The 21,627-nt window shown below is 62.3% G+C and carries 20 protein-coding genes and 1 tRNA gene; 15 read left to right on the forward strand and 6 right to left on the reverse strand.

Going from position 1 to position 21,627, the window contains the following annotated elements; genetic code table 11:
* On the forward strand, nt 1-3,159 hold the full coding sequence (locus HYN24_RS13670) for a PhnD/SsuA/transferrin family substrate-binding protein (protein WP_117609764.1): 3,159 nt from the start codon (nt 1-3) through the stop codon (nt 3,157-3,159).
* Here HYN24_RS13670 and HYN24_RS13675 read toward each other — a convergent pair.
* Genes HYN24_RS13675 through ftsY form a run of 4 tightly spaced genes read right to left on the reverse strand, consistent with a single transcriptional unit; the run spans nt 3,156 to nt 7,330 of the window.
* Nucleotides 3,156-4,805, reverse strand: coding sequence for an FAD-dependent oxidoreductase (locus tag HYN24_RS13675; protein WP_240327681.1), 1,650 nt, complete (start codon nt 4,803-4,805; stop codon nt 3,156-3,158). The two genes, HYN24_RS13670 and HYN24_RS13675, sit on opposite strands and share 4 nt — an antisense overlap.
* A complete protein-coding gene (gene ftsX / locus HYN24_RS13680; protein WP_117609765.1) occupies nt 4,798-5,697 on the reverse strand; it encodes a permease-like cell division protein FtsX in 900 nt (299 codons plus the stop codon). The genes HYN24_RS13675 and ftsX overlap by 8 nt, the downstream gene beginning before the upstream one ends.
* Nucleotides 5,694-6,347, reverse strand: coding sequence for a cell division ATP-binding protein FtsE (locus tag HYN24_RS13685; protein WP_117609766.1), 654 nt, complete (start codon nt 6,345-6,347; stop codon nt 5,694-5,696). Before HYN24_RS13685 ends, ftsX begins: the two co-directional genes overlap by 4 nt.
* Complete coding sequence (gene ftsY / locus HYN24_RS13690; protein ID WP_117609767.1) at nt 6,344-7,330, reverse strand: signal recognition particle-docking protein FtsY; 987 nt, start codon at nt 7,328-7,330, stop codon at nt 6,344-6,346. The genes HYN24_RS13685 and ftsY overlap by 4 nt, the downstream gene beginning before the upstream one ends.
* 109 nt (nt 7,331-7,439) lie before the next feature.
* On the opposite strand from ftsY, the gene HYN24_RS13695 reads away from it, so the two are divergent.
* From HYN24_RS13695 to HYN24_RS13720, 6 genes are read left to right on the forward strand one after another with little or no spacing between them, the layout of a single operon-like run.
* Nucleotides 7,440-8,798, forward strand: a complete 1,359-nt coding sequence (locus tag HYN24_RS13695; RefSeq protein ID WP_117609768.1) for a pitrilysin family protein — start codon at nt 7,440-7,442, stop codon at nt 8,796-8,798.
* Nucleotides 8,799-8,810: 12 nt separating this feature from the next.
* Entirely contained in the window at nt 8,811-9,215 is a 405-nt protein-coding gene (locus HYN24_RS13700; RefSeq protein ID WP_117609769.1) for a hypothetical protein, read from the forward strand.
* Nucleotides 9,212-10,501: a pitrilysin family protein gene (locus HYN24_RS13705; RefSeq protein WP_117609770.1), complete on the forward strand. Its 1,290-nt coding sequence runs from the start codon at nt 9,212-9,214 to the stop codon at nt 10,499-10,501. Before HYN24_RS13700 ends, HYN24_RS13705 begins: the two co-directional genes overlap by 4 nt.
* 3 nt (nt 10,502-10,504) lie before the next feature.
* Nucleotides 10,505-11,059 (forward strand): 16S rRNA (guanine(966)-N(2))-methyltransferase RsmD, encoded by a 555-nt coding sequence (gene rsmD / locus HYN24_RS13710; RefSeq protein WP_117609771.1) that lies wholly within the window; start codon nt 10,505-10,507, stop codon nt 11,057-11,059.
* On the forward strand, nt 11,056-11,550 hold the full coding sequence (coaD, locus tag HYN24_RS13715; protein ID WP_117609772.1) for a pantetheine-phosphate adenylyltransferase: 495 nt from the start codon (nt 11,056-11,058) through the stop codon (nt 11,548-11,550). Before rsmD ends, coaD begins: the two co-directional genes overlap by 4 nt.
* Nucleotides 11,551-11,570: 20 nt before the next feature.
* Nucleotides 11,571-11,828 (forward strand): YfhL family 4Fe-4S dicluster ferredoxin, encoded by a 258-nt coding sequence (locus HYN24_RS13720; RefSeq protein ID WP_117609773.1) that lies wholly within the window; start codon nt 11,571-11,573, stop codon nt 11,826-11,828.
* 86 nt (nt 11,829-11,914) lie between these two features.
* Here HYN24_RS13720 and HYN24_RS13725 read toward each other — a convergent pair whose 3' ends face one another.
* Together HYN24_RS13725 and mutM are read right to left on the reverse strand one after the other, a co-directional pair.
* Complete coding sequence (locus HYN24_RS13725; RefSeq protein WP_117609774.1) at nt 11,915-13,864, reverse strand: dynamin family protein; 1,950 nt, start codon at nt 13,862-13,864, stop codon at nt 11,915-11,917.
* A gap of 68 nt (nt 13,865-13,932) precedes the next feature.
* Nucleotides 13,933-14,766 carry a bifunctional DNA-formamidopyrimidine glycosylase/DNA-(apurinic or apyrimidinic site) lyase gene (mutM, locus tag HYN24_RS13730; RefSeq protein ID WP_117609775.1) on the reverse strand — a complete coding sequence of 278 codons (834 nt, stop codon included), beginning with the start codon at nt 14,764-14,766 and terminating at the stop codon, nt 13,933-13,935.
* Between the two features lie 101 nt (nt 14,767-14,867).
* On the opposite strand from mutM, the gene HYN24_RS13735 reads away from it, so the two are divergent.
* From HYN24_RS13735 to ychF, 8 genes are all read left to right on the forward strand, one after another.
* The gene (locus HYN24_RS13735) at nt 14,868-16,583 is read left to right on the forward strand and encodes a tetratricopeptide repeat protein (RefSeq protein ID WP_117609776.1); all 1,716 of its coding nucleotides are present in this window, start codon (nt 14,868-14,870) and stop codon (nt 16,581-16,583) included.
* Nucleotides 16,580-17,152, forward strand: a complete 573-nt coding sequence (gene lolB, locus HYN24_RS13740) for a lipoprotein insertase outer membrane protein LolB (RefSeq protein WP_162888744.1) — start codon at nt 16,580-16,582, stop codon at nt 17,150-17,152. Before HYN24_RS13735 ends, lolB begins: the two co-directional genes overlap by 4 nt.
* The gene (gene ispE / locus HYN24_RS13745; RefSeq protein ID WP_205421396.1) at nt 17,149-17,997 is read left to right on the forward strand and encodes a 4-(cytidine 5'-diphospho)-2-C-methyl-D-erythritol kinase; all 849 of its coding nucleotides are present in this window, start codon (nt 17,149-17,151) and stop codon (nt 17,995-17,997) included. The genes lolB and ispE overlap by 4 nt, the downstream gene beginning before the upstream one ends.
* A 73-nt stretch (nt 17,998-18,070) precedes the next feature.
* A tRNA-Gln gene (locus HYN24_RS13750) sits at nt 18,071-18,147 on the forward strand.
* A 91-nt stretch (nt 18,148-18,238) separates the two neighbouring features.
* Entirely contained in the window at nt 18,239-19,189 is a 951-nt protein-coding gene (locus HYN24_RS13755) for a ribose-phosphate pyrophosphokinase (protein WP_117609779.1), read from the forward strand.
* A 56-nt stretch (nt 19,190-19,245) separates the two neighbouring features.
* Nucleotides 19,246-19,851, forward strand: coding sequence for a 50S ribosomal protein L25/general stress protein Ctc (locus tag HYN24_RS13760; protein ID WP_117609780.1), 606 nt, complete (start codon nt 19,246-19,248; stop codon nt 19,849-19,851).
* Between the two features lie 69 nt (nt 19,852-19,920).
* Nucleotides 19,921-20,499, forward strand: a complete 579-nt coding sequence (pth, locus tag HYN24_RS13765; RefSeq protein WP_117609781.1) for an aminoacyl-tRNA hydrolase — start codon at nt 19,921-19,923, stop codon at nt 20,497-20,499.
* A 25-nt stretch (nt 20,500-20,524) separates the two neighbouring features.
* The gene (ychF, locus tag HYN24_RS13770; protein ID WP_117609782.1) at nt 20,525-21,616 is read left to right on the forward strand and encodes a redox-regulated ATPase YchF; all 1,092 of its coding nucleotides are present in this window, start codon (nt 20,525-20,527) and stop codon (nt 21,614-21,616) included.
* Nucleotides 21,617-21,627: the final 11 nt, after the last annotated feature.

The following is a 21,627-nucleotide window of genomic DNA, read 5'->3' on the forward strand; positions in this document are numbered from 1 at the left end:
GTGGGCCCATATAGCGAGGACTCAGTCAGCCATTGGCTCGGCAAGGCCGTGGCGACCCTGTGCCTGCTGTTCGGACTGTCCTCTGCCTGTGCCAGCCAGGATGCCCCGGCAACAACGTCCGATACGACGCTGGCATCGACCATCGCTCCCTCCCCTGCCGTGCTTGGTGGCAGCACCAAAAGGATAGCGAAATTTGCCGTCCTGGCGATTCGCCCGAAACCCGAAAGCGAAGCCCGCTGGCGCCCCCTGATCGACTACCTCAACAAGACCAACCCGAACCGGCCGCTCGAACTCGCCATACTGACCTACCCGGAACTGGAATCAGCAATCCGCAACAAGCAGGTCGACTTCGCACTCACCCAACCGGCCCACTACATTACGCTGACCCAGCGCGAGGGCTTGCTCTCCCCTCTCGCCTCGCTGGTTGAAATCCAGGACGGCAAGCCCCTTGCTGCACTCGGCGGGGTCATCGCAGTGCGCAGCGAGCAGAAAGACATCCAGAATCTTACCGACCTTGTCGGAAGGCGGATCGCCACCAGCACCAAGTCATCACTGGGCAGCTACCAGGCCCAGGCCTATGAACTGCTGATGCGCGGCATCGATCTGACCAGCGACGCCACCGTCATCGAGACCGGGCAACCTCAGGACCTGGCTGTCGAGCAGTTGCTGGCCGGCAAGGTCGATGTTGCCTTTGTTCGAACGGGCATTCTCGAAGCCATGATCAAGGAGCACAAGCTCGATATCCGGCAGTTGCGCATCATCACCCCCCGTGACGATGGCTTTCCCCAGATGCACTCGACACGCCTCTATCCGGAATGGCCTGTGGCGGCGATGCCATGGGTCGACGAAGACCTTGCCCGCAAGGTCGCTGCCGACATCCTGACCCTGCCGCACGGCGGCGACGTTGCCCGGGCAGCCGGCATCCACGGTTTCAACATTCCCGGCGACTACCGCCCGGTCGGGGAATTATTGCAACAGCTTCGCCTGCCCCCCTTCGATGCGCCCCCCAGGGTCACCATCAAGGACATCATCAACCAGTTCGGCTGGGTGATCGGTCTGGTTGGCATCGCCCTGGCCAGTGGCTTGATGCTCTTTGTCGTCACCCTGTTCAGATCGAATCGGCAACTCAAGGCAGAACGCGCCCGGACGGCGCTGGCGATGTCCGATCTGGCTGCTACCGAAGCCCGCTTCCGGGCCATTTTCGAGAACGTCGATGCCCTGGCCATTCAAGGCTATCTGGCCGATGGCACCGTCGCCTACTGGAACCACGCCTCGCAGACGCTGTATGGCTACCCGCCCAGCGAAGCCTTGAATAGGTCACTGCTTGAACTGATCGTCCCGACCCCATTGCAGGAACGGCTGCGCGACGCCATGCAGTGGATGTTCGCCAACAAGGCCGGCATTCCGGCCGGGCGTCTCACCCTGCGCCACAAGGACGGCCACCCGGTCGAGGTGTACTCGAGCCACACGGTCGTCGACACCCCTGACCGCGGCCCGATGATCTTTGGCTTCAACGTCGACCTGAAAGACCTGGTCAGCGCCGAACATGCACTGCGCGAAAGCGAGGCACGCCAGCGCATGATTCTGGAAACCCTCGGCGAAGGGGTTTTCGGCACTGACGCCGATGGCATCTGCACCTTCATCAATCCGGCCGGACTGGCCATGCTCGGCTTCACCGAACGTGAAGTACTCGGTCGCAATCTCCATAACCTCTTCCACCACCATCATGTTGATGGCACCCCCTACGCGCCGACCGAATGCCCGGTCCGCAAAACAGCCGGCGATGGCATCACGCGCCGGACGCAAGACGCTTTCTGGCGCAAGAACGGCGAGCTTTTCCCGGTCAACCTGACGATCACGCCAACCCGCCGCGATGGGCTGGTCAGCGGCGTTGTCGTCTCCTTCTCGGACATCAGCGAAATCCAGCGCACCGCCAAGGAACTCGAGAAACACCGCCAGAATCTGGAAATTGAAGTCCGACAGCGCACCGAACAACTCGAGATTGCCCGTCAGGCAGCCGAGATGGCCAGCCGCTCGAAGAGCGCCTTCCTGGCCAACATGAGCCACGAAATTCGGACCCCCCTCAATGCCGTACTCGGCATGGTTCACCTGATCCGTCGCGACAATCCAACGCAGCTCCAGGTCGACCGGCTCGACAAGATCGATGCGTCATCGCAGCACCTCCTTGCCGTCATCAACGACATTCTCGACATCTCGAAGATTGAAGCCGGCAAACTGCAACTCGACGAGGCCACAGTCGACGTGAACAGCATCCTCAAGCGGGTCGTCTCCGTCCTTGGCGAACGTGCCCGCGAGAAGGGACTGACCTTGCAGACTGAATCAGCCGAATTCACGCGGACAATGCTCGGCGACCCGACCCGTATCACCCAATGTCTGATCAACTACACCGCCAACGCGATCAAATTTACCGAACAGGGCAGCATCACCATCCGGGCGGGCAATATCTCGGAAAATGCCAACGAAACCCTGCTCCGCTTCGAGGTCGAAGACACCGGGGTGGGCATAGCCGAAGACTCCATTCCCCGGCTCTTCGGGATATTCGAACAGGCTGACGCGTCAACCACCCGCAAATTTGGCGGTACCGGCCTTGGTCTGGCCATCACCCGCCGCCTCGCCGAATTGATGGGCGGCCAGGTCGGGGTCAGCAGCCGCCTAGGCAGCGGCAGCCGGTTCTGGTTCACCGCCCGCCTGAAGCCAGGCAGCGAATTCAATGCCCTCGTCACCTCGAGCTACGCCGGCATGCCGCCTCAGGCCGTCCAGGATTCCCTGGCCGGGCGCCACCTGCTGATCGTCGAGGACGAACCGATCAACCGCGAGATCGCCCTGGAACTGATCCAAGAGTTCGGCACCACGGCCGACACCGCCGAAAATGGCCGGCAGGCCCTCGACATGCTCAAGAAGCGCAGCTACGACCTGATCCTGATGGACATGCAGATGCCGGAAATGGATGGTCTGGAAGCCACCCGCCAAATTCGCGCCGACCCGCAATATGCCCTGCTGCCGATCATCGCCATGACGGCCAACGCCTTTGCCGAAGATCGCGAACGCTGCCTTGCTGCCGGAATGAACGACTTCATCGTCAAGCCGGTCGACCCGGATGACCTGAAAATGCAGCTGCTGCGCCATCTGGCAACTTAGCGCCGGGCGACTTTCCCGAACACCCGCTCGGCCGCCAGTACGCCCCGATACTGCGCCTCCTCGAATAACGAAAAGCCTGAGAGATCGGCATGGGCCAGAGTGATGCGCGGACTTTGAAAGCTGGCCATGATTTCCCGCTGACCGGAAAACAGACTGCCCGGCACGGGTCGGCGCATGGCATGGCCGTTGCGGAAGATGTCGAGGCGCGTCGTCAGCCGCCGGATATCGGGATGAACCCGCTCCAACTCAGCCAGAATCCCTTCTGCCCAGGCTTCGCGTGGCGTTTCCATAAGTAGCCGGCGCCCCTCGGCCGGTGCAACATCATGCAGCGAACGATAATAGGTAAACACCGTGCCGGCCGGGCGACGCCGGATCAGCTGATGGGTTGCCGTGACGTAGCCCAGCCCCGGACTGTCATAGAACACGTTGTCCCAGGCCGGCGGCGCACCATACCGTTCTTCCGGCCAGGCGGAAAGGTGCAGATTGGCGGTCAGCCATGGGGCGTAGTCGCCGGCCAGTGCTGCGCTTCGCAAATCACCGGGGATGCCCGGCCAGACCCGTGGCAGGACAAATGCCGGGGCCGCCCAGATCAGCTGACTGGCTTGATAGCGGACGGTTTTTTCTCCGACCAGCACATCAACCATCACCGACGACTTTTGCTCCTCGACATGCCACGCCAGCGCCCCCGTCAGCACACGACTGCCCGCTCTTTTGGCCAGGCCACGCACCAGCCAGGCATTACCCTCAGGGGCGGTGAGTACGGTATCGCTGGACGCATTGGCCGCCTCGCCGTTGCGGCAGGCGAAGTAATGCAATCCGGCCCAGGCCGAGACCTGATCGCTGGCTGTTCCGTAATCGTCACGGCAGGCATAGTTGGCCAGCCAGCTTAGCGTCGGCGCCGTAAAGCCGTTGTCGCGCAGCCATTGGGCAAAGGAAATCCGGTCGAGGGCCAGCCATTCCCGGTCACGACTGGACAGCGCCATCGGGATGGCGAACAGGCGACGCCCGTCACGGCCGCGGGCCTGCTTGAGTACATCTATTCTTTCGTGAAAACGACGCTGCTGTGCCCGCTCCTCGGCATCGAGTCCCCGTTGCGGCAGCAGGCCCTCGTCCCACAGGCTGTTGCGATATATCCGCTCCTGCGGCGTGGCGCACAGATAACGCTCGTCATAGGTGGGCTGTGGCGCATGCGGATCACCCTGCAGGACGCCGAGTTCCGCCAGAAGTTCGCGCACATGCACCGATTCGCGACTGGGCAGCGGCAGGTAGTGTGCGCCCCAGGGATAGGCGACAAGCGACGACTGTCCGGCCCGCGAATTGCCGCCAGCTTCGGTTTCCATGTCGACTACGAGAAAATCGTCGAATCCCGATTTGGCCAGGCTCCATGCCGCCGACAGTCCGGAAATGCCGCCCCCGACGATCAGCACACCGGTCTTGCGTACCTCGCCAGGAGCGGGGAAATTACTGTCGCGCAGCCGATGGCCGAGTGCCTGATTGAACCCGAGCAATTCACCCGGCGGCAAGGCTGGCCTTCCGGCCGGAGCACAACCGGCGAGGGCGGCCGCCCCCACCGTGCAAAGAAAATCGCGCCGACTGAACCCCGCCTCGGCGTCGCCAGAATCGATACCGTGCCTGGGACTAATCAAGCTTCCGCAGCGACAGGCTGACCGACAACTGCGCCCCCAGCCAACCGAGGAAAGCGCCAAGCGCAGCCAGGCCTGCCGTTTCAACAATGCCGGGCGGACGCAGGCTGAAGTTGCCGCCATACAGGGCAGCCAGCTCACCAACCGGGCCGGCCAGCAGGCGCAGCGCCGCAAGGACAAGCCCCCCGGCGAGCAGGCCGCCGAACGCCCCCTGCAAGGCGCCAAAATAGTAGAACGGCCGGCGGATGAAGGCATCCGTCGCGCCGATCATGCGCGCCACTTCAATCTCGGCTGACTGGGCCATGACCTGCAGACGGATGGTATTGAAGGTCACCGCCACCAGCCCGGCCCCGAACAGCCCGGCCAGCATCCAAAGGGCCAGCTTGCCAAGACGCAGGAAGGCGTCGAAGCGCTTGACCCAGGCTGAATCGAGCTGGACATGGGCCACCTTCGGCCAGCCGGCGATTTCCTTGCGCAGAACTTCCAGCGCTTCCGGCTCGGTATTGGCCGGTTCGACGACAAAGGCATCAGGTAGCGGATTACGCGGCAGGCTGGCGACGATCTCGGCCATCCCTTCACTCGACTGCATACGCTTCAGGGCCTCCTCTTTCGGCACGAAACGCCATTTGCCGTTGGCCGCCAGACGCAGCCGGCTTTCAATTTCGCCGACTTCCTTCTTGCTGGCCTCGAGGTTCATGAACAGGCTGATCTGCTGGACACCGGACACATTACGGCCAAGATCGCGCAGATTATCGAGGGCCACGTAGCCAAAAGCCGGCAAGGTCAGCGCAATGCCGATGACCAGGAGCGACAGCAGGGTGTTGAGCGGGGTCGCCCAGAGGCGGCGAAAAGCGGCCGCCAGGGCCGACCGGTGCTGGATCAGCCAGGTATTCATGCGCTTACTCTCCCGTGGTCCAGGCGCAGCACATTGGGGTGGTAACGCTCGATCCAGCTCTGGTCATGGGTGGCGACGACAACCGTCACCCCGACGCGGTGAAACTCGGCAAAGATATCGAGAATGGCCATACCGGATTCGACATCAAGATTGCCGGTCGGCTCGTCGGCGATCAGGATGGTCGGCCGGTTGACCACGGCCCGGGCTATCGCCAGACGTTGCTGTTCGCCACCGGACAGGGCGATCGGATTGGCTTTCTCACGGGCCAGCAGACCAACCTTGTCGAGCGCCGCCTGCGCCCGCCGCAGCGCCTCACGGCGCGGCATCCCGGCGATATGCAGGGGGAGCAACACGTTCTCCAGTGCATTGCGGTCGAACAGCAGCTTCTGATCCTGGAAGACCATGCCAAAGTGCCGGCGCACATGCGGAATGGCGCTACGCCCAAGGGCGGAAAGATTTTGACCATTGACCACCAGACTACCCGAGGTCGGTCGCTCGATGGTCGAAATGAGCTTCACCAGCGTTGTTTTGCCGGCCCCGGAATGACCGGCGATGAGCACCATCTGACCGGCCTTGATCGAGAAACTCGCATCCTTGACGGCCTCAAAACCGCCGGGATAGCGCTTGGTCAGATTGCTCGCCTCGATCATTGCTCGAACATTGCATCCACGAAGTCGCGGGCGGAAAACGGCCGCAGGTCGTCGATCTGTTCGCCGACACCGATGAAACGGATCGGCTTCGGGCATTGCCGGGCAATCGCCGTGACGACGCCGCCCTTGGCCGTACCGTCGAGCTTGGTCAGGACCAGTCCGGTAACGTTGATTGCCTTGTCGAAAGCCTTGACCTGCTGGAGCGCGTTCTGGCCGATGTTGGCATCGAGGACGAGGAGGGTTTCGTGCGGGCCTTCCGGCTCGATTTTCTGGATGACGCGGCGAACCTTGGCGATTTCTTCCATGAGGTGCAATTGCGTCGGCAGACGGCCGGCCGTGTCGGCCAGCACGATGTCGATGCCACGCGCCTTGGCGGCAGAAATGGCGTCGAAGACGACAGCAGCCGGATCACCCTTGTCCTGAGCAATCACTGTGACATTGTTGCGTTCGCCCCAGGTTTCCAGTTGTTCGCGTGCAGCGGCCCGGAAAGTGTCGCCGGCTGCGAGCAGGACGCTCTTGCCCTGGCTCTGGAAATACTTGGCTAGCTTGCCGATCGACGTCGTCTTGCCGGCACCGTTAACCCCGGCAATCATGATCACGAAAGGCTTGTGGGTCGACACATCGAGGGGCTTTTCGAGCGGCTGAAGGGTTTCGAGCAGGGCGTCGTGAAGTGCCTTCTGGATGGCCTCCGGCGTTTCCAGCTTGTCGCGCTTGGCGGCCTTTTTCAGTTCGTCGAGCAGGTGGGTCGTCGCCTCGATGCCGCAATCGCTCGTCAGCAGGAGGGTCTCCAGTTCTTCGAGCAGTTCGTCGTCGACCTTGCCGCGCGAGAAAATGGTCTTGAGCTTGCCGCCCCACTGGGCGCGGGTCTTGGCCAGGCCCTTGAAGAGGCGTTCGCGCCATGAGGGAGCAGCCGCTTCAGCCGTGACGTCGGCCTTGTGATCGGCTTTGGTGTCGGTGCCGGATTTTTTCAGGAAACTGAACATGGGGATGGTGGTCTCAAGCCTTGCTGACAGGCGGGCGGCAAGCCGTTAAGATGCCGTCCGGTTCGATGCAAAATCAGCCCCGAATTCTAGCAGAAAGCCCAGTACCCCCATGCGCCTCAAATCCCTGCTCTCCGTTTTGCTCGCTGCCGGGCTATCTACCGCAGCTTTCGCCAACCCCTACGAAACAACGCTCAAGAACGGCCTGCGCATCATCGTCAAGGAAGACCACCGGGCACCAACGGCGGTCCAGATGGTCTGGTACCGCATCGGCAGCACCGATGAGGTCGATGGCGCCTCTGGTGTCGCCCACGTGCTTGAACACATGATGTTCAAGGGCACGCCGAGCGTCGGCCCCGGCGAATTCAACAAGCGCGTTGCCGCCGCCGGCGGGCGCGACAATGCCTTTACCAGCCGTGACTACACCGCCTATTTCCAGCAGGTGCCCAAGGAAAAACTGCCCGACATGATGCAGCTTGAAGCCGACCGCATGCGCCACCTCAACGTGGACGCCAAGGAGTTTGCGCAGGAGATCAAGGTCGTCATGGAAGAGCGCCGCATGCGCACCGACGACAATCCGCAAGCCAAGCTGTTCGAGCAGATGAACGCCGTCGCCTTCCAGGCCCACCCCTATCGCCGGCCGATCATCGGCTGGATGAACGATCTCGAAACGATGACGGCGGCCGATGCCAAAGCTTGGTACAACACCTGGTACGTGCCCAACAACGCTTATGTGATCATCACCGGCGACGTGGACCACAAGGACGTCTTCGCCCTGGCCGAAAAACACTATGGTCAACTGGAAGGCCGCGCCCTGCCACAGCGCCGGCAACAGATCGAACCGGCCCAGGAAGGTAGCCGCCGGCTTACCGTCAAGGCCCCGGCCGAACTGCCGGTGCTGATCATGGGCTACAAGGCACCCATCCTGCGCGATATCGACAAGGACAGCGATCCCTACACTCTGGAAATGCTCGCCGCCATCCTCGATGGCCATGACGCCGCCCGCTTCAACAAGAAACTGGTCCGCGAGGACAAGGTGGCGCTGTCGGCCGGCATCGATTACGACAGCACGGCACGCGGCCCCGGCATGCTCTACCTGCATGGCACACCGTCCGAAGGCCGAACGGTCAGCGACCTCGAGGCCGCCCTCCGGGCCGAAATTGCCCGCGTCCAGAAGGAGGGCGTCAGCGAGCAGGAACTCAAGCGAGCCAAGGCGCAACTGATCGCCGGCCAGGTCTACAAGCTCGACTCGATGTTCGGCCAAGCCATGGAAATCGGCCAGATCGAATCGGCCGGCCTGCCCTACCAAAAACTCGACCACATGCTCGACAAGCTCCAGAAAGTGACGGCAGCCGAGATTCAGGCCGTGGCCAAAAAGTATTTCAACGACGATGCGCTGACCATTGGCGTCCTCGACCCGCAACCGCTCGACGGCAAGCCACGCCGTCCGGCCGTTGCCACCCGACACTAAGGCCGCCAGCACATGCCCTTACCGTGGAAAACCATCCTCACCAACGTGCCGTGGCGCGATGTGCTGGGCAAGGCACCGGTCATCGCCGACGGCGCGAGGAAGCTCTGGCAGGGACTGGGTCGCAAAAATGGCGAGGGAAGCATCGCCGAGGCCGAAGCCTTGATTCCGCCGGATGCCGATCACGCCAGCCGACTGACCGGCCTGGAAGCCGCCCAGCGAAAATTACGCACACAGATTCTCGCCTCTGGCGAACTGATCCAGGCACTCAGCGAACAAAACGCCCAACTGGTCGCGCAGATCGAAATGCTGCGCCGCCGCGCCCAACATCAGGCCTGGGGCCTTGCCGCCACCGCGCTGCTCGCCAGCCTCGCCCTGCTGCTCGTCTGGCAACCCCGCCTAACGGAGTTTTTTGCATGAAAAAACTGCTCACCGCCACCTTCGCCCTGCTCATCGCGCAAACATCACTGGCCAGCGTCAACATCCAGCACTGGGTTTCGCCGTCCGGCGCCCGCGTCCAGTTTGTCGAAAGCCGGGTCTTGCCGATGCTCGATGTACAGGTTGATTTTGCCGCCGGCTCAATGTTCGACCCGGAAGGAAAATCCGGCCTCGCTGCGCTGACCCGTGGTGCGCTCGACCTCGGCACCGGCAAGTTCGATGAAACGGCCATCGCCGAACAGATGGCCGACATCGGGGCCAGCCTGGCTGGCGGTGCCGACACCGACCGGGCCAATATCTCCCTGCGTACCCTGTCGGCCAAAGACAAGCGCGAACCGGCCCTGACCATCCTTAAAAGCGTGCTGCACGCCCCGCTTTTCGACACCGCCATTTTTGAACGCGAAAAGGCGCGCACCATCGCCGGCCTGAAAGAAGCGATGACCCGCCCCGACAGCATCGCCGGCAAGGCCTTCTGGGCCGCCATGTACCCGAAGCACCCCTATGGCCGGCAGGCCACACCGGAGACCGTTGCCGCGCTTAGCCGTGATGATCTGGCCGCCTTCCACGCCCGTTACTACAATGCCGCCAACGCCAGCATCACGCTGGTTGGCGACCTTTCCCGGGCCGAGGCCGAGCAGATTGCCGAAGCCATCGCCGCCGGCCTGCCCAAGGGCGAGGCGGCAACCCTCCCCGATGCGCCGGAAAAGCCGAAATGGTCGATCACCCAACTGCCCCACCCGGCCAGCCAGGCCCACATCTACATCGGCCTGCCCGCCATCGAGCGGGGCAATCCTGACTTCTTCCCCCTGCTCGTCGGCAACTACACGCTGGGCGGTGGCGGCTTTGTCTCGCGCCTGATGAAGGAAGTCCGCGACCAGCGCGGCTACGCCTACAGCATCTATAGCTACTTTGCTCCGCTCAAGCAGACCGGCCCCTTCCAGATCGGCCTGCAGACCAAGCGCTCGCAGGCCAAGGATGCGCTCAAGCTAACGCGCGAGATCCTCACCGGTTTCCTCAAGAACGGTCCGAGCGAAGATGAACTGGCCGCCGCCAAGGCCAACCTGACCGGCAGCTTCCCGCTGCGCCTGGACAGCAACAAGAAGATTCTTGAAAACGTTGCCAATATCGGCTTCTACGGCCTGCCCTTCGATTACCTCGACCAGTACCAGGCGCGGGTGCAAGCGGTCACCGCCGACGACATCCGGCAGGCCTTCGCCCGCCGCATCCGCCCGGAAAACATCATCACCGTCACGGTGGCGGCGGACTGAGCCTTGAATTCGGTGCGCATCATCGGCGGCGACTATCGCCGCCGCGTCCTCAAATTCCCCGACAGCGAAGGACTCCGCCCGACGCCAGACCGGGTGCGCGAGACGCTGTTCAACTGGCTCGGCCAGGAACTCGATGGCTGGCACTGCCTCGACCTCTTCGCCGGCAGCGGCGCCCTCGGCTTTGAGGCGGCATCACGCGGTGCGGCCCGCGTCGTGCTGGTCGAGCAAGCGCCAAAAGTCCTGGCGGCGTTGCGCGAAAACCACGAAATGTTGCAAAAACCAGCAGCGATGACGATCATTCGCGCGGATGCGCTACAATATTTGGCCTCGACGAACGCAAAATTTGACCTGATCTTCCTCGATCCGCCCTTCAAGAAAGGCTGGATTGCCCGCCTGGAGCCACTCCTTCCCGGCGTACTGAATGAAGATGCAGCGATTTATGTCGAAGCAGAACAACCGATCGAATCGCTTGGCGATTGGCGCACCGTGCGTCATGGCCGGGCGGGCGAAGTCCACTATCACTTGTTGCGGCGAGACACAGGCGGGAAAACAGCTTGAGCAAACTCAATCATCGCGTAGCGATCTACCCCGGCACCTTCGACCCCATCACCCGGGGCCATGAAGACCTCGTCCGGCGCGCCTCGACGCTCTTCGACAAGCTGATCCTGGCCATTGCCGAAAGCCCGTCCAAGCAGCCCCGCTTCCCGCTCGTCGATCGCGTCGCCATGGCCACTGAAATCCTCGGCGACCTGAAGAATGTCGAAATCGTCGGCTTCAATTCACTGCTCATGGACTTCGTCCATGAAAAGAATGCCAAGGTAGTCGTCCGCGGCCTGCGCGCCGTCTCCGACTTCGAATACGAATTCCAGATGGCGGGAATGAACCGCAGCGTCTACCCCGAGGTCGAAACCGTGTTTCTGACGCCGGGCGAGCAGTACATGTTCATCTCCGCTACCATGGTGCGTGAAATTGCGCGCCTGGGCGGTGATGTCAGCAAATTTGTGCAACCTTGTGTCGAAAAGCGCCTGCGGGCGAAAACCACAGCTTAACCGAGAGAGGAACAACAGCTATGTCTCTGATTATTACCGACGAGTGCATCAATTGCGACGTGTGCGAACCGGAGTGCCCGAACGAGGCCATCTCCCAGGGCGAGGAAATTTACGTCATCGACCCGAACAAGTGCACGGAGTGCGTCGGCCACTACGATGAACCGCAGTGCGTCCAGGTCTGTCCGGTTGACTGCATCCCCAAGGATGCCGGCAATGTCGAGAGCGAAGACATGCTGTGGGTCAAGTATGAAAAGCTGACCGGCAACAAGCGCGCCTGACATTTCTGCAAGGCCAACAAAAAAACCCGCGAGCTTCGCGGGTTTTTTGTTGGCCGGCATCTTCCCTTATCGCCGGAGAGCGCGCTTCACGCCGCCTGCAACTCGCACGCCTCGCCCGGCACCAGCATATCCTGGACACGGCCGACAATTTCTTCCAGCGCCTCGATTTGCTCGAGCAGGTTCTTTTCGACGCCGTCGAGTTCGGTAATCCGGTCTTCCAGCGTGTCGGTTGCCTGATGGATACGCTTGATGCTTTCCAGACGGCGCTTGAGCTGGATCTGGTGTTCGCGGACCTGGGTTTCCATCGGTGCCATGATGGCGCGCAGCCACACCTCGGCATCGCGATTGGCATGCTCGAAGGCGCGCCGCACCTGGGTCGCCACTTCCTCGAAGAATTTATGCGTGATGTTCTTCTTGTCGTGGGTGAGCAGGCTGACCATCGTGTTGAGGTGATCGTCACACCATGCCTGCAAGCGATCCAGTTCCTTCTCGTAACGCAGCAGCGAGAAGGGTGTCGGCGAGCCCAGCTTGAGACCGTGCTCAATGGCGAACTTCTTGTAGACCGCTTCCATCATGGCGAGAATTTCGCTGATTTCGCCATTCGACTTGGCGAGGGCATTGCGCGACCCGGCAAAAAAATCGGCCATGGCATGCGACAAGGTTTTCGAAAACGCCGCTTCAAGCATCACGTCGCGGGTTTCCTGCGTCAGCTGACGCAGGACGTCGAGGCCAAGATGGCCGAAGAGCTTGTTGGTCAGCGTCGAAAAGACGCTGCGCACAGCGTAATAGCGTTGCAGGCCGGACTCGAATTCGTCCTTTTCGGCCCGCACTTTGCCCATCATGTATTCGACGACGCCCTTATTCTTGCCGCGTAGTTCAGTGAGTTCGGTCAATTGTTCGCGCAGGCCGAGCAGACGTGCGTCAAGCAGACCGCGCACGCGGCGGCTGACATCGCCGAACTCGCCTTCGGTACTTTCACAGACGATGTCGCGCTTGGCCGGAATCAATTCTTCCGAAAGCGCCGCTTCCAGCAGAGGCAAACGACTCCGTTCGAGCAGGGCGGCATCGCCGTTAATCTTGGCAACCAGACCCTTCTGCGCCGATACAGGGAAAACCTGGCTGACCGGCAAGTCGAGAATGGCGGCGCTGGTATCGGCCTGACGCTGGATTTCTGCATCGATTTCCTCGATGGACTTCAACTCGTCCCACTGGCCATCGATCTTGTTGAGGACAACCATCCGGCCACGCTTGGCCATGCCACCACCGCAGATATGCTCGCGCCAGATCGCCAGATCGGATTGCGTGACGCCGGTATCGGCCGCCAGAATGAAGAGCACAGCATGGGCATTGGGCAACAGCGAAAGGGTCAGTTCCGGCTCGGCACCGATGGCATTGAGGCCCGGTGTATCAAGGATGACCAGCCCCTGTTTGAGCAACGGATGGGGGAAATTGATCATGGCGTGGCGCCAGCGCGGCACCTCAACCAGCCCGTCCTCGCCGACGACATAGAGGTCAATCTGCCCCTCGCCGACCTGGAAGCCCAGGCGGCCGGCTTCCTCGGGGCTGACCCGGGTCGTTTCGCTGACATGGCGCAGGGCGTCCTGCATCGCTTCCGGCGATTCGGTATCGAGCGACACTTTCGTCCACTCGTCGGCAAAACGCTTGTATTCCGTGACGCTGGAACTGGAGGCCCGCGTCTGGATGGGCAGTAGCTCGATGCACGGTGCCTTGTTGCTGTCGAACAGCAGTTCGGTCGGGCACATGGTTGTGCGGCCGGCCGACGAAGGCAGCATCCGGTTGCCGTAGTCAGCAAAGAAAATGGCGTTGATCAGTTCCGATTTGCCGCGCGAAAACTCGGCGACGAAGGCCACGTTCAAGCGATCTTCACGCAAGCGATCAAGGAGTTGCGTCAGGCGTAGGTCGCTCTGGGCATCCGACAGCTCGTTCTGGCCCAGCCAGCCCTGCAGCTCGGCAATATTGGAGGCCAGGCGCGAGCGCCAGGTGGTGTAGGCAGCGAATTGGTTGGCGAGCGACATGAGGCGTCCTTCCCGGATGCAATCGGAAATTCCAATTTAGCATAAAAACAGGGGCTTGGAGAGAGCAATTAATGCTGGCAACCAGCGCAGTAGAAGGTGCTTCGCCCGCCCTGCCGAATTTGCCGGACGACCCCGCCACAACGCCGGCATGGCTGCCCGGCCCGCCCGTAGACGCCAGCCTGGATCTGGAACCAGCCAGCACTGCCATCACTATGCACATAGTCACGGATGCTGCTGCCACCAGCGGCAATGGCATCCGACAGGGTGGCGCGAATGGCGGCGACGAGTTGCCCATAGCGCGCCCGGCTGATCCGGTTGGCCGCCCGCAGCGGCGAAATGCCTGCGCGGTAAAGACTTTCCGAGGCATAAATATTGCCGATGCCGACAATCAGGTGGCTATCCATCAGGGTCGGCTTGATCGGCCCACTGCGCTTGGCCATGGCCGAAACCATCCAGTCGACGGTGAAATCGTCGGACAAAGGCTCGATTCCCTGTGTTGCCAGCAGCGGATGCTGCCCGGCCGCTGCCGGCGGGCCGGCTTGCCAGAGCACGACACCGAAGCGGCGCGGATCGGAAAACCGCAGAATCTGGCCAGGCAGGACCAGATCGACATGATCATGCCGGGCCGGCAACTGGCCGTGCGGCACAAAACGCAGATTGCCCGTCATCCCGAGATGGACGATCAGACTACCCTCGACATCATCCCGCCGGCAATCGATCAGCAGGTACTTGCCACGTCGGCGAATGGCGGCGATACGGCAACCGGGCAACAGATCGATCAACTGGCGCGGAATCTCCTGGCGCAGTTTGGGGACGCGGATTTCCACCCCCTTGATCAAGACACCTTCCAGTTCCGGCGCCAGGCCGCGACGACACACCTCTACTTCCGGCAATTCCGGCATTGCTTGTTCCTCCGGGCAAACCCCAATAACATCGCAAACTTATCCGATTCCATGCGTTCCAATAAAGCAATTCTTGCGCAATCCTTGATCGAAAGCCGTCCATGCTACTGAAGCGAATCGCTGCCGCCCTTACCCTCGCCCTGGGACTGACCCACGGCGGCTATGGCCTGGCCGCTGGCGACGCTGCCGCCAAACCGGCCAGCAAGCGCCCGAACCCGCAAGCCGCCTCGGAGGATCTGCTGGCGCGTACGGTCTTTCAAGCGCTGGTTGGCGAATTCGCGCTGCAGCGCGGCGATGCCAAACTCGGCTCCGACGCCTGGACCGATCTGGCCCAGCGCACCCGTGACCCGAAAGTGCTGGCCCGCGCTACCGAGGTGGCCGGCCAGGCCCGCCAGTTCGATCGCGCCCTCGAGCTTTCCCGACTGTGGCTTGAGGTTGAACCTGACTCAACCCAGGCGCGGCAATCGCAGTCCTCGCTGCTGATTCTCGCCAAACGCCTCGACGAACTCGCTCCGCAACTGACCCAGTTGCTCGAACAGGACAAGGTCAACCTCGGCACCAACCTCATGCATCTCAACCGCATGCTGTCCCGCCACGAGGACAAGAAAGCCGTCCAGTCCCTCGTCGACCGGGTTGCCTCGCCTTATGACAAGTTGCCCGAGGCCCATTTTGCAATGGCCCAGGCCGCAGCCAATGCCAACGATAACCTGCGCGCCCTGAACGAAACCGAAAAGGCGCTGCAGTTGCGCCCCGACTGGGAAAGCGCCGCCCTGGCCCGGGCCCAATTGCAGTCCCGGCTGTCCATCCAGACCGCAATCGACAGCCTGGACCGTTTCGTCAACGCCAACCCGACCGCCCGCGACGCCAGAATGGCCCTGGCCCGACTGTTCATCAGCGAAAAGCGCTACGACGACGCCCGCCGTCATTTCGACCGCCTGATCAAAGACAACCCGGACAGCCCCGAGCTCATCTACCCGGTCGCCATGCTGGCCCTGCAACAGGGCGACCTGAACACCGGTCGCAGCCAGCTCGAACACCTGCTCTACACGGATTTCGCCGACAAGAGCAGCATCCACTTCTTCCTCGGCCAACTCGACCAGGAACAGAACAAGGCCGACGCTGCCGCCGAACACTTCCGCCAGGTTACGGCCGGCGAACAATATGTCGCCGCTCGTTCGCGACTAGCCCAACTCCTCCTCCAGCAGGGCAAGATCAACGAGGCTGTCGACCTCCTTCACAACACCCGCGGCGGCACAGCCACCGAACAGTCCCAACTGGTCCTTGCCGAGTCGCAGATTCTGCGCGAAGCCGGCCGGCACACCGACGCCTACGGCGTTCTCGAAGCCGCCCTCAAGCGCCAGCCAGACAATCCGGAACTGCTCTACGAAGCCGCCCTGACGGCAGAACGCATCGGTCAGCCGGCGGCCCTCGAAGGCCACCTCAAGCACCTGCTCAGCCTCAAGCCGGATCACGCCCATGCCCTGAACGCCCTCGGTTATTCATGGGCCGACCGCAACATCCGCCTGCCGGAAGCCAACGCCCTGATTGCCAGGGCGCTCAGCCTGATGCCGGAAGACCCCTTCATCATGGACAGCATGGGCTGGGTTCTCTACCGCCAGGGCAAACTGGCCGAAGCCTTGAAGACACTGGAGCAGGCCTACCGCATCAAGGCCGACCCGGAAATCGCCGCCCACCTGGGCGAAGTCCTCTGGGTACTCAACCGCAAGGATGAAGCCGGCCGCCTTCTCAAGGAAGCCGCCAAAGCCAATCCGGACAATGAAGTCCTGGGGGCCGCCGTCAAGAAATTCCGGCCTTGATATTGCGCCTCGCCCTGCTCCTCGCGGTCAGCCTGCTGACTGCCTGCACCAGCCTGCCGCCGGCGCCAATGGCCGAGCGCGACACCCTGGGCGATTTTGTCCTCGAGGGACGCTTTGCGCTGCGCGTCTCAATGCCCGGCCAGGCCGCGCAAAACTCAGGTGGACGCCTGACTTGGACGCACCAGAAAACTGGCGACCGCGTCCTGCTCGCCAGCCCACTCGGCTACGGCCTGGCCGAAATCGAGACCACGCCGGAAATTTCCCGTCTGCGCACGGCGGATGGCAGGACACGCGAATCAAGCGACCCCGACACCCTGATTGAAGACGTCACCGGCCAGCGCCTGCCGATCAGCCGGCTGCCGACCTGGTTGCTCGGCCGCTCGGGTGGCGCGGCGCAGATCACGCGCGACCCCCTTGGCCGCCCGGTCCGTCTGATCGAAGACGGCTGGCAAGTCGATTACAGCTTTGAAGATGAGCACCCGGGTGCGCTGCCCGCCCGCCTAACCCTGTCGCGCCCGGGCGAAATCGAATTGCGCCTGCGCATCGAAGCATGGAAGGACGGGCAATGACCGACTGGAACTGGGATAGCGCCTGGCCAGCCCCGGCCAAACTGAATCTTTTCCTGCACGTCGTGGGTCGCCGCGCCGATGGCTATCATTTGCTGCAAACCGTTTTCCGTTTCATCGACCGGGCCGATACCTTGCGCTTTGCGCCGCGCAGCGATGATCAAATCGTTCTCGCCACGCCGATCCCCGGCGTCCCCGCCGACACCGACCTGACGGTCCGTGCCGCCCGGCAACTGCAGGAAGCCTCCAGCTGCCGGCAGGGCGTCACCATCCACCTCGACAAGCAGCTGCCGATGGGCGGCGGACTGGGTGGCGGCTCCTCCGACGCGGCGACCGTATTGCTCGCGCTGAACCACCTATGGCAAACCGGCCTCGACCGACCCACCCTGGAAAAGATCGGGCTCAGCCTTGGGGCCGACGTCCCGGTTTTCGTCCATGGTCACAACACCTTTGCCGAAGGCGTTGGCGAGGCGTTTACCGATGTCGCGTTACCCGCAGCCAGCTACCTGATCCTGCACCCCGACGTTCACGTGCCGACCGCAGCCATTTTCGGCGCGGCCGATCTGAAGCGGGACACCCCGGCCATCAGCCCGACCGACTGGCAGCCCGGCCAGGGCCACAACGACCTGGAGCCGGTTGCCTGCACCCGCTTCCCGGCCGTCGCCGACCATCTCGACTGGCTCAAGGGCCACGCCCCCCAGGCCATGATGACCGGTTCCGGGGCCTGCGTCTTTGCCGCCTTTGCCCGACGCAGCGAGGCCGAAGCCGTTCTGGCCAAGTGCCCGACCGGCATGCGGGGCTGGGTTGCCGACGGCCTCGCCGCCCACCCGCTCGCAAAAATTCGCTAAAGGGCTGGATTTCCCGCCAGAGCTACTGTATTATTCGCGCCTCGCTCGGACGCGAACCCGTTCGAGCAACCGCTGGGGAGTCGCCAAGTTGGTCAAGGCACCGGATTTTGATTCCGGCATTCGAAGGTTCGAATCCTTCTTCCCCAGCCAAGTTTCCTTCGGGCAGGTCACAAGCCTGCCCAATTTTCATTGTGGCGGGCAAATGCACGTAAGCATGCAAAAAGTCCGGAGGAACATGGGAATGGCCTACAACAGCTTGATGGTCTTCACCGGCAATGCCAATCCAAAACTGGCTGCCGACGTCGCAACGCAACTCAATGTCGATCTCGGTCGCGCCAATGTCGGTCGTTTTTCCGACGGCGAAGTCAGCGTCGAACTGCAGGAACACGTTCGTGGCCGTGACATCTTCGTGCTGCAATCGACCTGCGCACCCTGCAACGACAACCTGATGGAACTGCTGGTCATCGTCGACTCGCTCAAGCGCGCCTCGGCCGGCCGTATCACCGCCACCATCCCCTACTTTGGCTACGCCCGCCAGGACCGCCGTTCGCGCTCCTCGCGCGTGCCCATCGCCGCCAAGCTGGTCGCCAACATGCTCGTCGCCTCCGGCGTCGACCGCGTCCTGACCATGGACCTCCATGCCGAACAGATTCAGGGCTTCTTCGACATTCCGGTCGATAACATCTACGCCCTGCCCATCCTGCTCGACGACATCCGCAAGCAGCATTATGAAAACCCGATGGTCGTTTCGCCCGATCACGGCGGCGTTGTCCGCGCCCGCTCGCTGGCCAAGCGTCTCGAATGCGATCTGGCGATCATCGACAAGCGCCGCCCGAAAGCCAACGTCTCCGAAGTGATGAACATCATCGGTGAAGTCGACGGACGCACCTGCATTATCATGGACGACATGGTCGACACCGCCGGCACCCTGTGCAAGGCCGCCACCGCGCTGAAAGCCAATGGCGCCAAGAAGGTTGTCGCCTACTGTACCCACCCGGTACTGTCCGGCCCGGCCGTCGAGCGCGTGAACAGCTCCGACCTCGACGCCCTGGTCGTCACCGATACCATCCCGCTGCGCGACGAGGCTGCTGCATCGCCCCGTATCCGTCAGCTTTCCGTGGCCGAAATCATGGCCGAAACCATTCGCCGCATCAGCAACGACGACTCCGTCTCGTCGCTGTTCATCGACTAAGTTTTTTTAACCTTCCCGAACTGGTCGCGGTCCGGGAAACCTACTGGAGTATCACCATGCAATTTGAACTTAACGCCCAAGCGCGTACGCTGCAGGGAACGGGTGCGAGCCGCCGCCTGCGTCGCGCTGGCACCGTCCCGGGTATCGTCTACGGTGGCGAAGCTGCCCCGGTAGCCATCGAAACCAACCACAACGAACTGTTGCTCAAGCTGAAGAAGGAAGCCTTCCATTCTTCCGTGATCAACCTCGTGGTCGATGGCAAGAAGGAACAAGTCCTTCTCCGCGATTACCAGATGCACGCCTACCGTCCGCTGGTTCTGCACATCGACTTCCAGCGCGTCGACGCCACGCACGAACTGCACATCAAGGTGCCGCTGCACTTCGTCAACGAAGAAATCGCCCCGGGCGTCAAGCTCAATGGCGGCCTGGTCAACCACGTCATCACCGAAGTCGATGTCCACTGCCTGGCCAAGGATCTGCCCGAGTTCGTCGAAGTCGACCTGTCGGCCCTGAAGATCGGTGACAGCATCCACCTCTCCCAGCTCAAGCTGCCGAACGGCGTCAAGCTCGTTGCCCACGCCACTGACGACGTCGTCGTCGGCATCGTCGGCAAGGGTGGTTCGACCGAAGAAGCCGCTGAAGGCGAAGCTGCTGCCGAGTAATTTCCGGCCCCAAGCTGTGATGGCCGCCGCTGGCTTTTTGCCGCCGGCGGCTTTTTCATTTTACTGACCATGAACCCACCCCGCCTGATCGTCGGCCTCGGCAACCCCGGCCCGGAATACGAAGCGACCCGACACAATGTCGGCTTCTGGTTTGTCGACCATCTCGCCGACAAACTGAAGATGGCGCTCGCCCCCCAGGCCAAGTTCCATGGCAAGGCGGCGCGCAGTGGTGAAACCTGGCTCCTCCAGCCAAGCACCTTCATGAACCGCTCCGGTCAGTCGGTCGCTGCGCTGGCCAATTTCTACAAGATTCCCGCCGAAGAGATTCTCGTCATCCATGATGAACTTGACCTGCCACCCGGCGGCATTCGCCTCAAGCAGGGCGGCGGCAATGGCGGACACAACGGCCTGAAGGATATTCAGGCCAAACTCGGCACGCCGGATTTCTGGCGACTGCGCCTCGGCATCGGCCATCCGCGCACCCTCGGCCTGTCCCAGCAGGTTGTAGACTTCGTGCTGCACCAGCCGCGCAAGGAAGAACTGCCGGACATTGAACACGCCCTCGCCCGCTGCCTGCTGGCCTGGCCCAAACTTGCCGCCGGAGACTTTGCCGGCGCCCAACAACAGTTACACGGTAAAGCCGTCTAGTTGGCAACCATTTAGGAAAAACCTCATGTCTTTGAAATGCGGCATCGTCGGCCTGCCCAACGTCGGCAAATCCACCCTCTTCAACGCCCTGACCAAGTCGGGCATTGCGGCAGAAAACTACCCCTTCTGCACCATCGAGCCGAACGTCGGCATCGTTGAAGTGCCCGACAAGCGCATGGCCGCGCTCGCCGCCATCGTCAAGCCGCAGAAGATGCAGCCGGCCATTGTCGAATTCGTCGACATCGCCGGCCTCGTCGCCGGCGCCTCCAAGGGCGAAGGCCTGGGCAACCAGTTCCTGGCCAATATCCGCGAAACCGACGCCATCGTGCATGTCGTGCGCTGCTTTGCCGACGACAACGTGATCCACGTCTCGGGCGGCGTCGATCCGCTGCGCGACATCGAAGTCATCGACACTGAACTCGCGCTGGCTGACATGGCCTCGGTCGAGAAGGCGCTCAACCGCTACCGCCGCCCGGCCAGTTCCGGTGACAAGGAAGCCAAGGCGCTGGTCGCCGTTCTCGAAAAATGCTTCACCCAGCTCGACCAGGCCAAGGCCATTCGCGCCCTCGACCTTTCCAAGGAAGAACTGGCCCTGATCAAGCCCTTCTGCATGATCACCGGCAAGCCCGTGCTCTACGTCGCCAACGTCGCCGAGAGCGGCTTCGAGAACAACCCGCTGCTCGACGCCGTGCGCGCCCACGCGGCCACCGAAAAGGCCGAAGTGGTGTCGGTCTGCGCCGCCATCGAATCGGAAATCGCCGACCTCGACGACGAAGAAAAGCAGATGTTCCTCGCCGACCTCGGCCTCGAAGAGCCCGGCCTCGACCGCCTCATCCACGCCGGTTACAAGCTGCTTGGCCTGGCCACCTACTTCACGGCCGGGGTCAAGGAAGTGCGCGCCTGGACCATCCATCAGGGCGACACCGCCCCGCAGGCGGCCGGTGTCATCCATACCGACTTCGAGCGCGGCTTCATTCGCGCCCAGACCATCGCCTATGAAGACTTCATCACCTACAAGGGCGAAGCCGGGGCCAAAGAAGCCGGCAAGATGCGCGCCGAAGGCAAGGAATATGTGGTCAAGGACGGTGACGTCATGAATTTCCTGTTTAACGTCTGACAGGAAGATTA

The sequence above is a fragment of the Dechloromonas sp. HYN0024 genome, assembly GCF_003441615.1.
GTDB lineage: Bacteria > Pseudomonadota > Gammaproteobacteria > Burkholderiales > Rhodocyclaceae > Azonexus.

Excerpts from the sequence above, each read along its gene's own strand:
- HYN24_RS13755 (WP_117609779.1), top strand. The coding sequence starts at position 18,239 with ATGGCCTACAACAGCTTGATGGTCTTCACCGGCAATGCCAATCCAAAA.
- pth (WP_117609781.1), top strand. The coding sequence starts at position 19,921 with ATGAACCCACCCCGCCTGATCGTCGGCCTCGGCAACCCCGGCCCGGAA.
- HYN24_RS13700 (WP_117609769.1), top strand. The coding sequence starts at position 8,811 with ATGCCCTTACCGTGGAAAACCATCCTCACCAACGTGCCGTGGCGCGAT.
- ispE (WP_205421396.1), top strand. The coding sequence starts at position 17,149 with ATGACCGACTGGAACTGGGATAGCGCCTGGCCAGCCCCGGCCAAACTG.
- HYN24_RS13725 (WP_117609774.1), bottom strand. The coding sequence starts at position 13,864 with ATGTCGCTCGCCAACCAATTCGCTGCCTACACCACCTGGCGCTCGCGC.
- HYN24_RS13720 (WP_117609773.1), top strand. The coding sequence starts at position 11,571 with ATGTCTCTGATTATTACCGACGAGTGCATCAATTGCGACGTGTGCGAA.
- HYN24_RS13760 (WP_117609780.1), top strand. The coding sequence starts at position 19,246 with ATGCAATTTGAACTTAACGCCCAAGCGCGTACGCTGCAGGGAACGGGT.
- HYN24_RS13705 (WP_117609770.1), top strand. The coding sequence starts at position 9,212 with ATGAAAAAACTGCTCACCGCCACCTTCGCCCTGCTCATCGCGCAAACA.
- HYN24_RS13695 (WP_117609768.1), top strand. The coding sequence starts at position 7,440 with ATGCGCCTCAAATCCCTGCTCTCCGTTTTGCTCGCTGCCGGGCTATCT.
- mutM (WP_117609775.1), bottom strand. The coding sequence starts at position 14,766 with ATGCCGGAATTGCCGGAAGTAGAGGTGTGTCGTCGCGGCCTGGCGCCG.
- HYN24_RS13685 (WP_117609766.1), bottom strand. The coding sequence starts at position 6,347 with ATGATCGAGGCGAGCAATCTGACCAAGCGCTATCCCGGCGGTTTTGAG.
- HYN24_RS13735 (WP_117609776.1), top strand. The coding sequence starts at position 14,868 with ATGCTACTGAAGCGAATCGCTGCCGCCCTTACCCTCGCCCTGGGACTG.
- ftsY (WP_117609767.1), bottom strand. The coding sequence starts at position 7,330 with ATGTTCAGTTTCCTGAAAAAATCCGGCACCGACACCAAAGCCGATCAC.
- ychF (WP_117609782.1), top strand. The coding sequence starts at position 20,525 with ATGTCTTTGAAATGCGGCATCGTCGGCCTGCCCAACGTCGGCAAATCC.
- ftsX (WP_117609765.1), bottom strand. The coding sequence starts at position 5,697 with ATGAATACCTGGCTGATCCAGCACCGGTCGGCCCTGGCGGCCGCTTTT.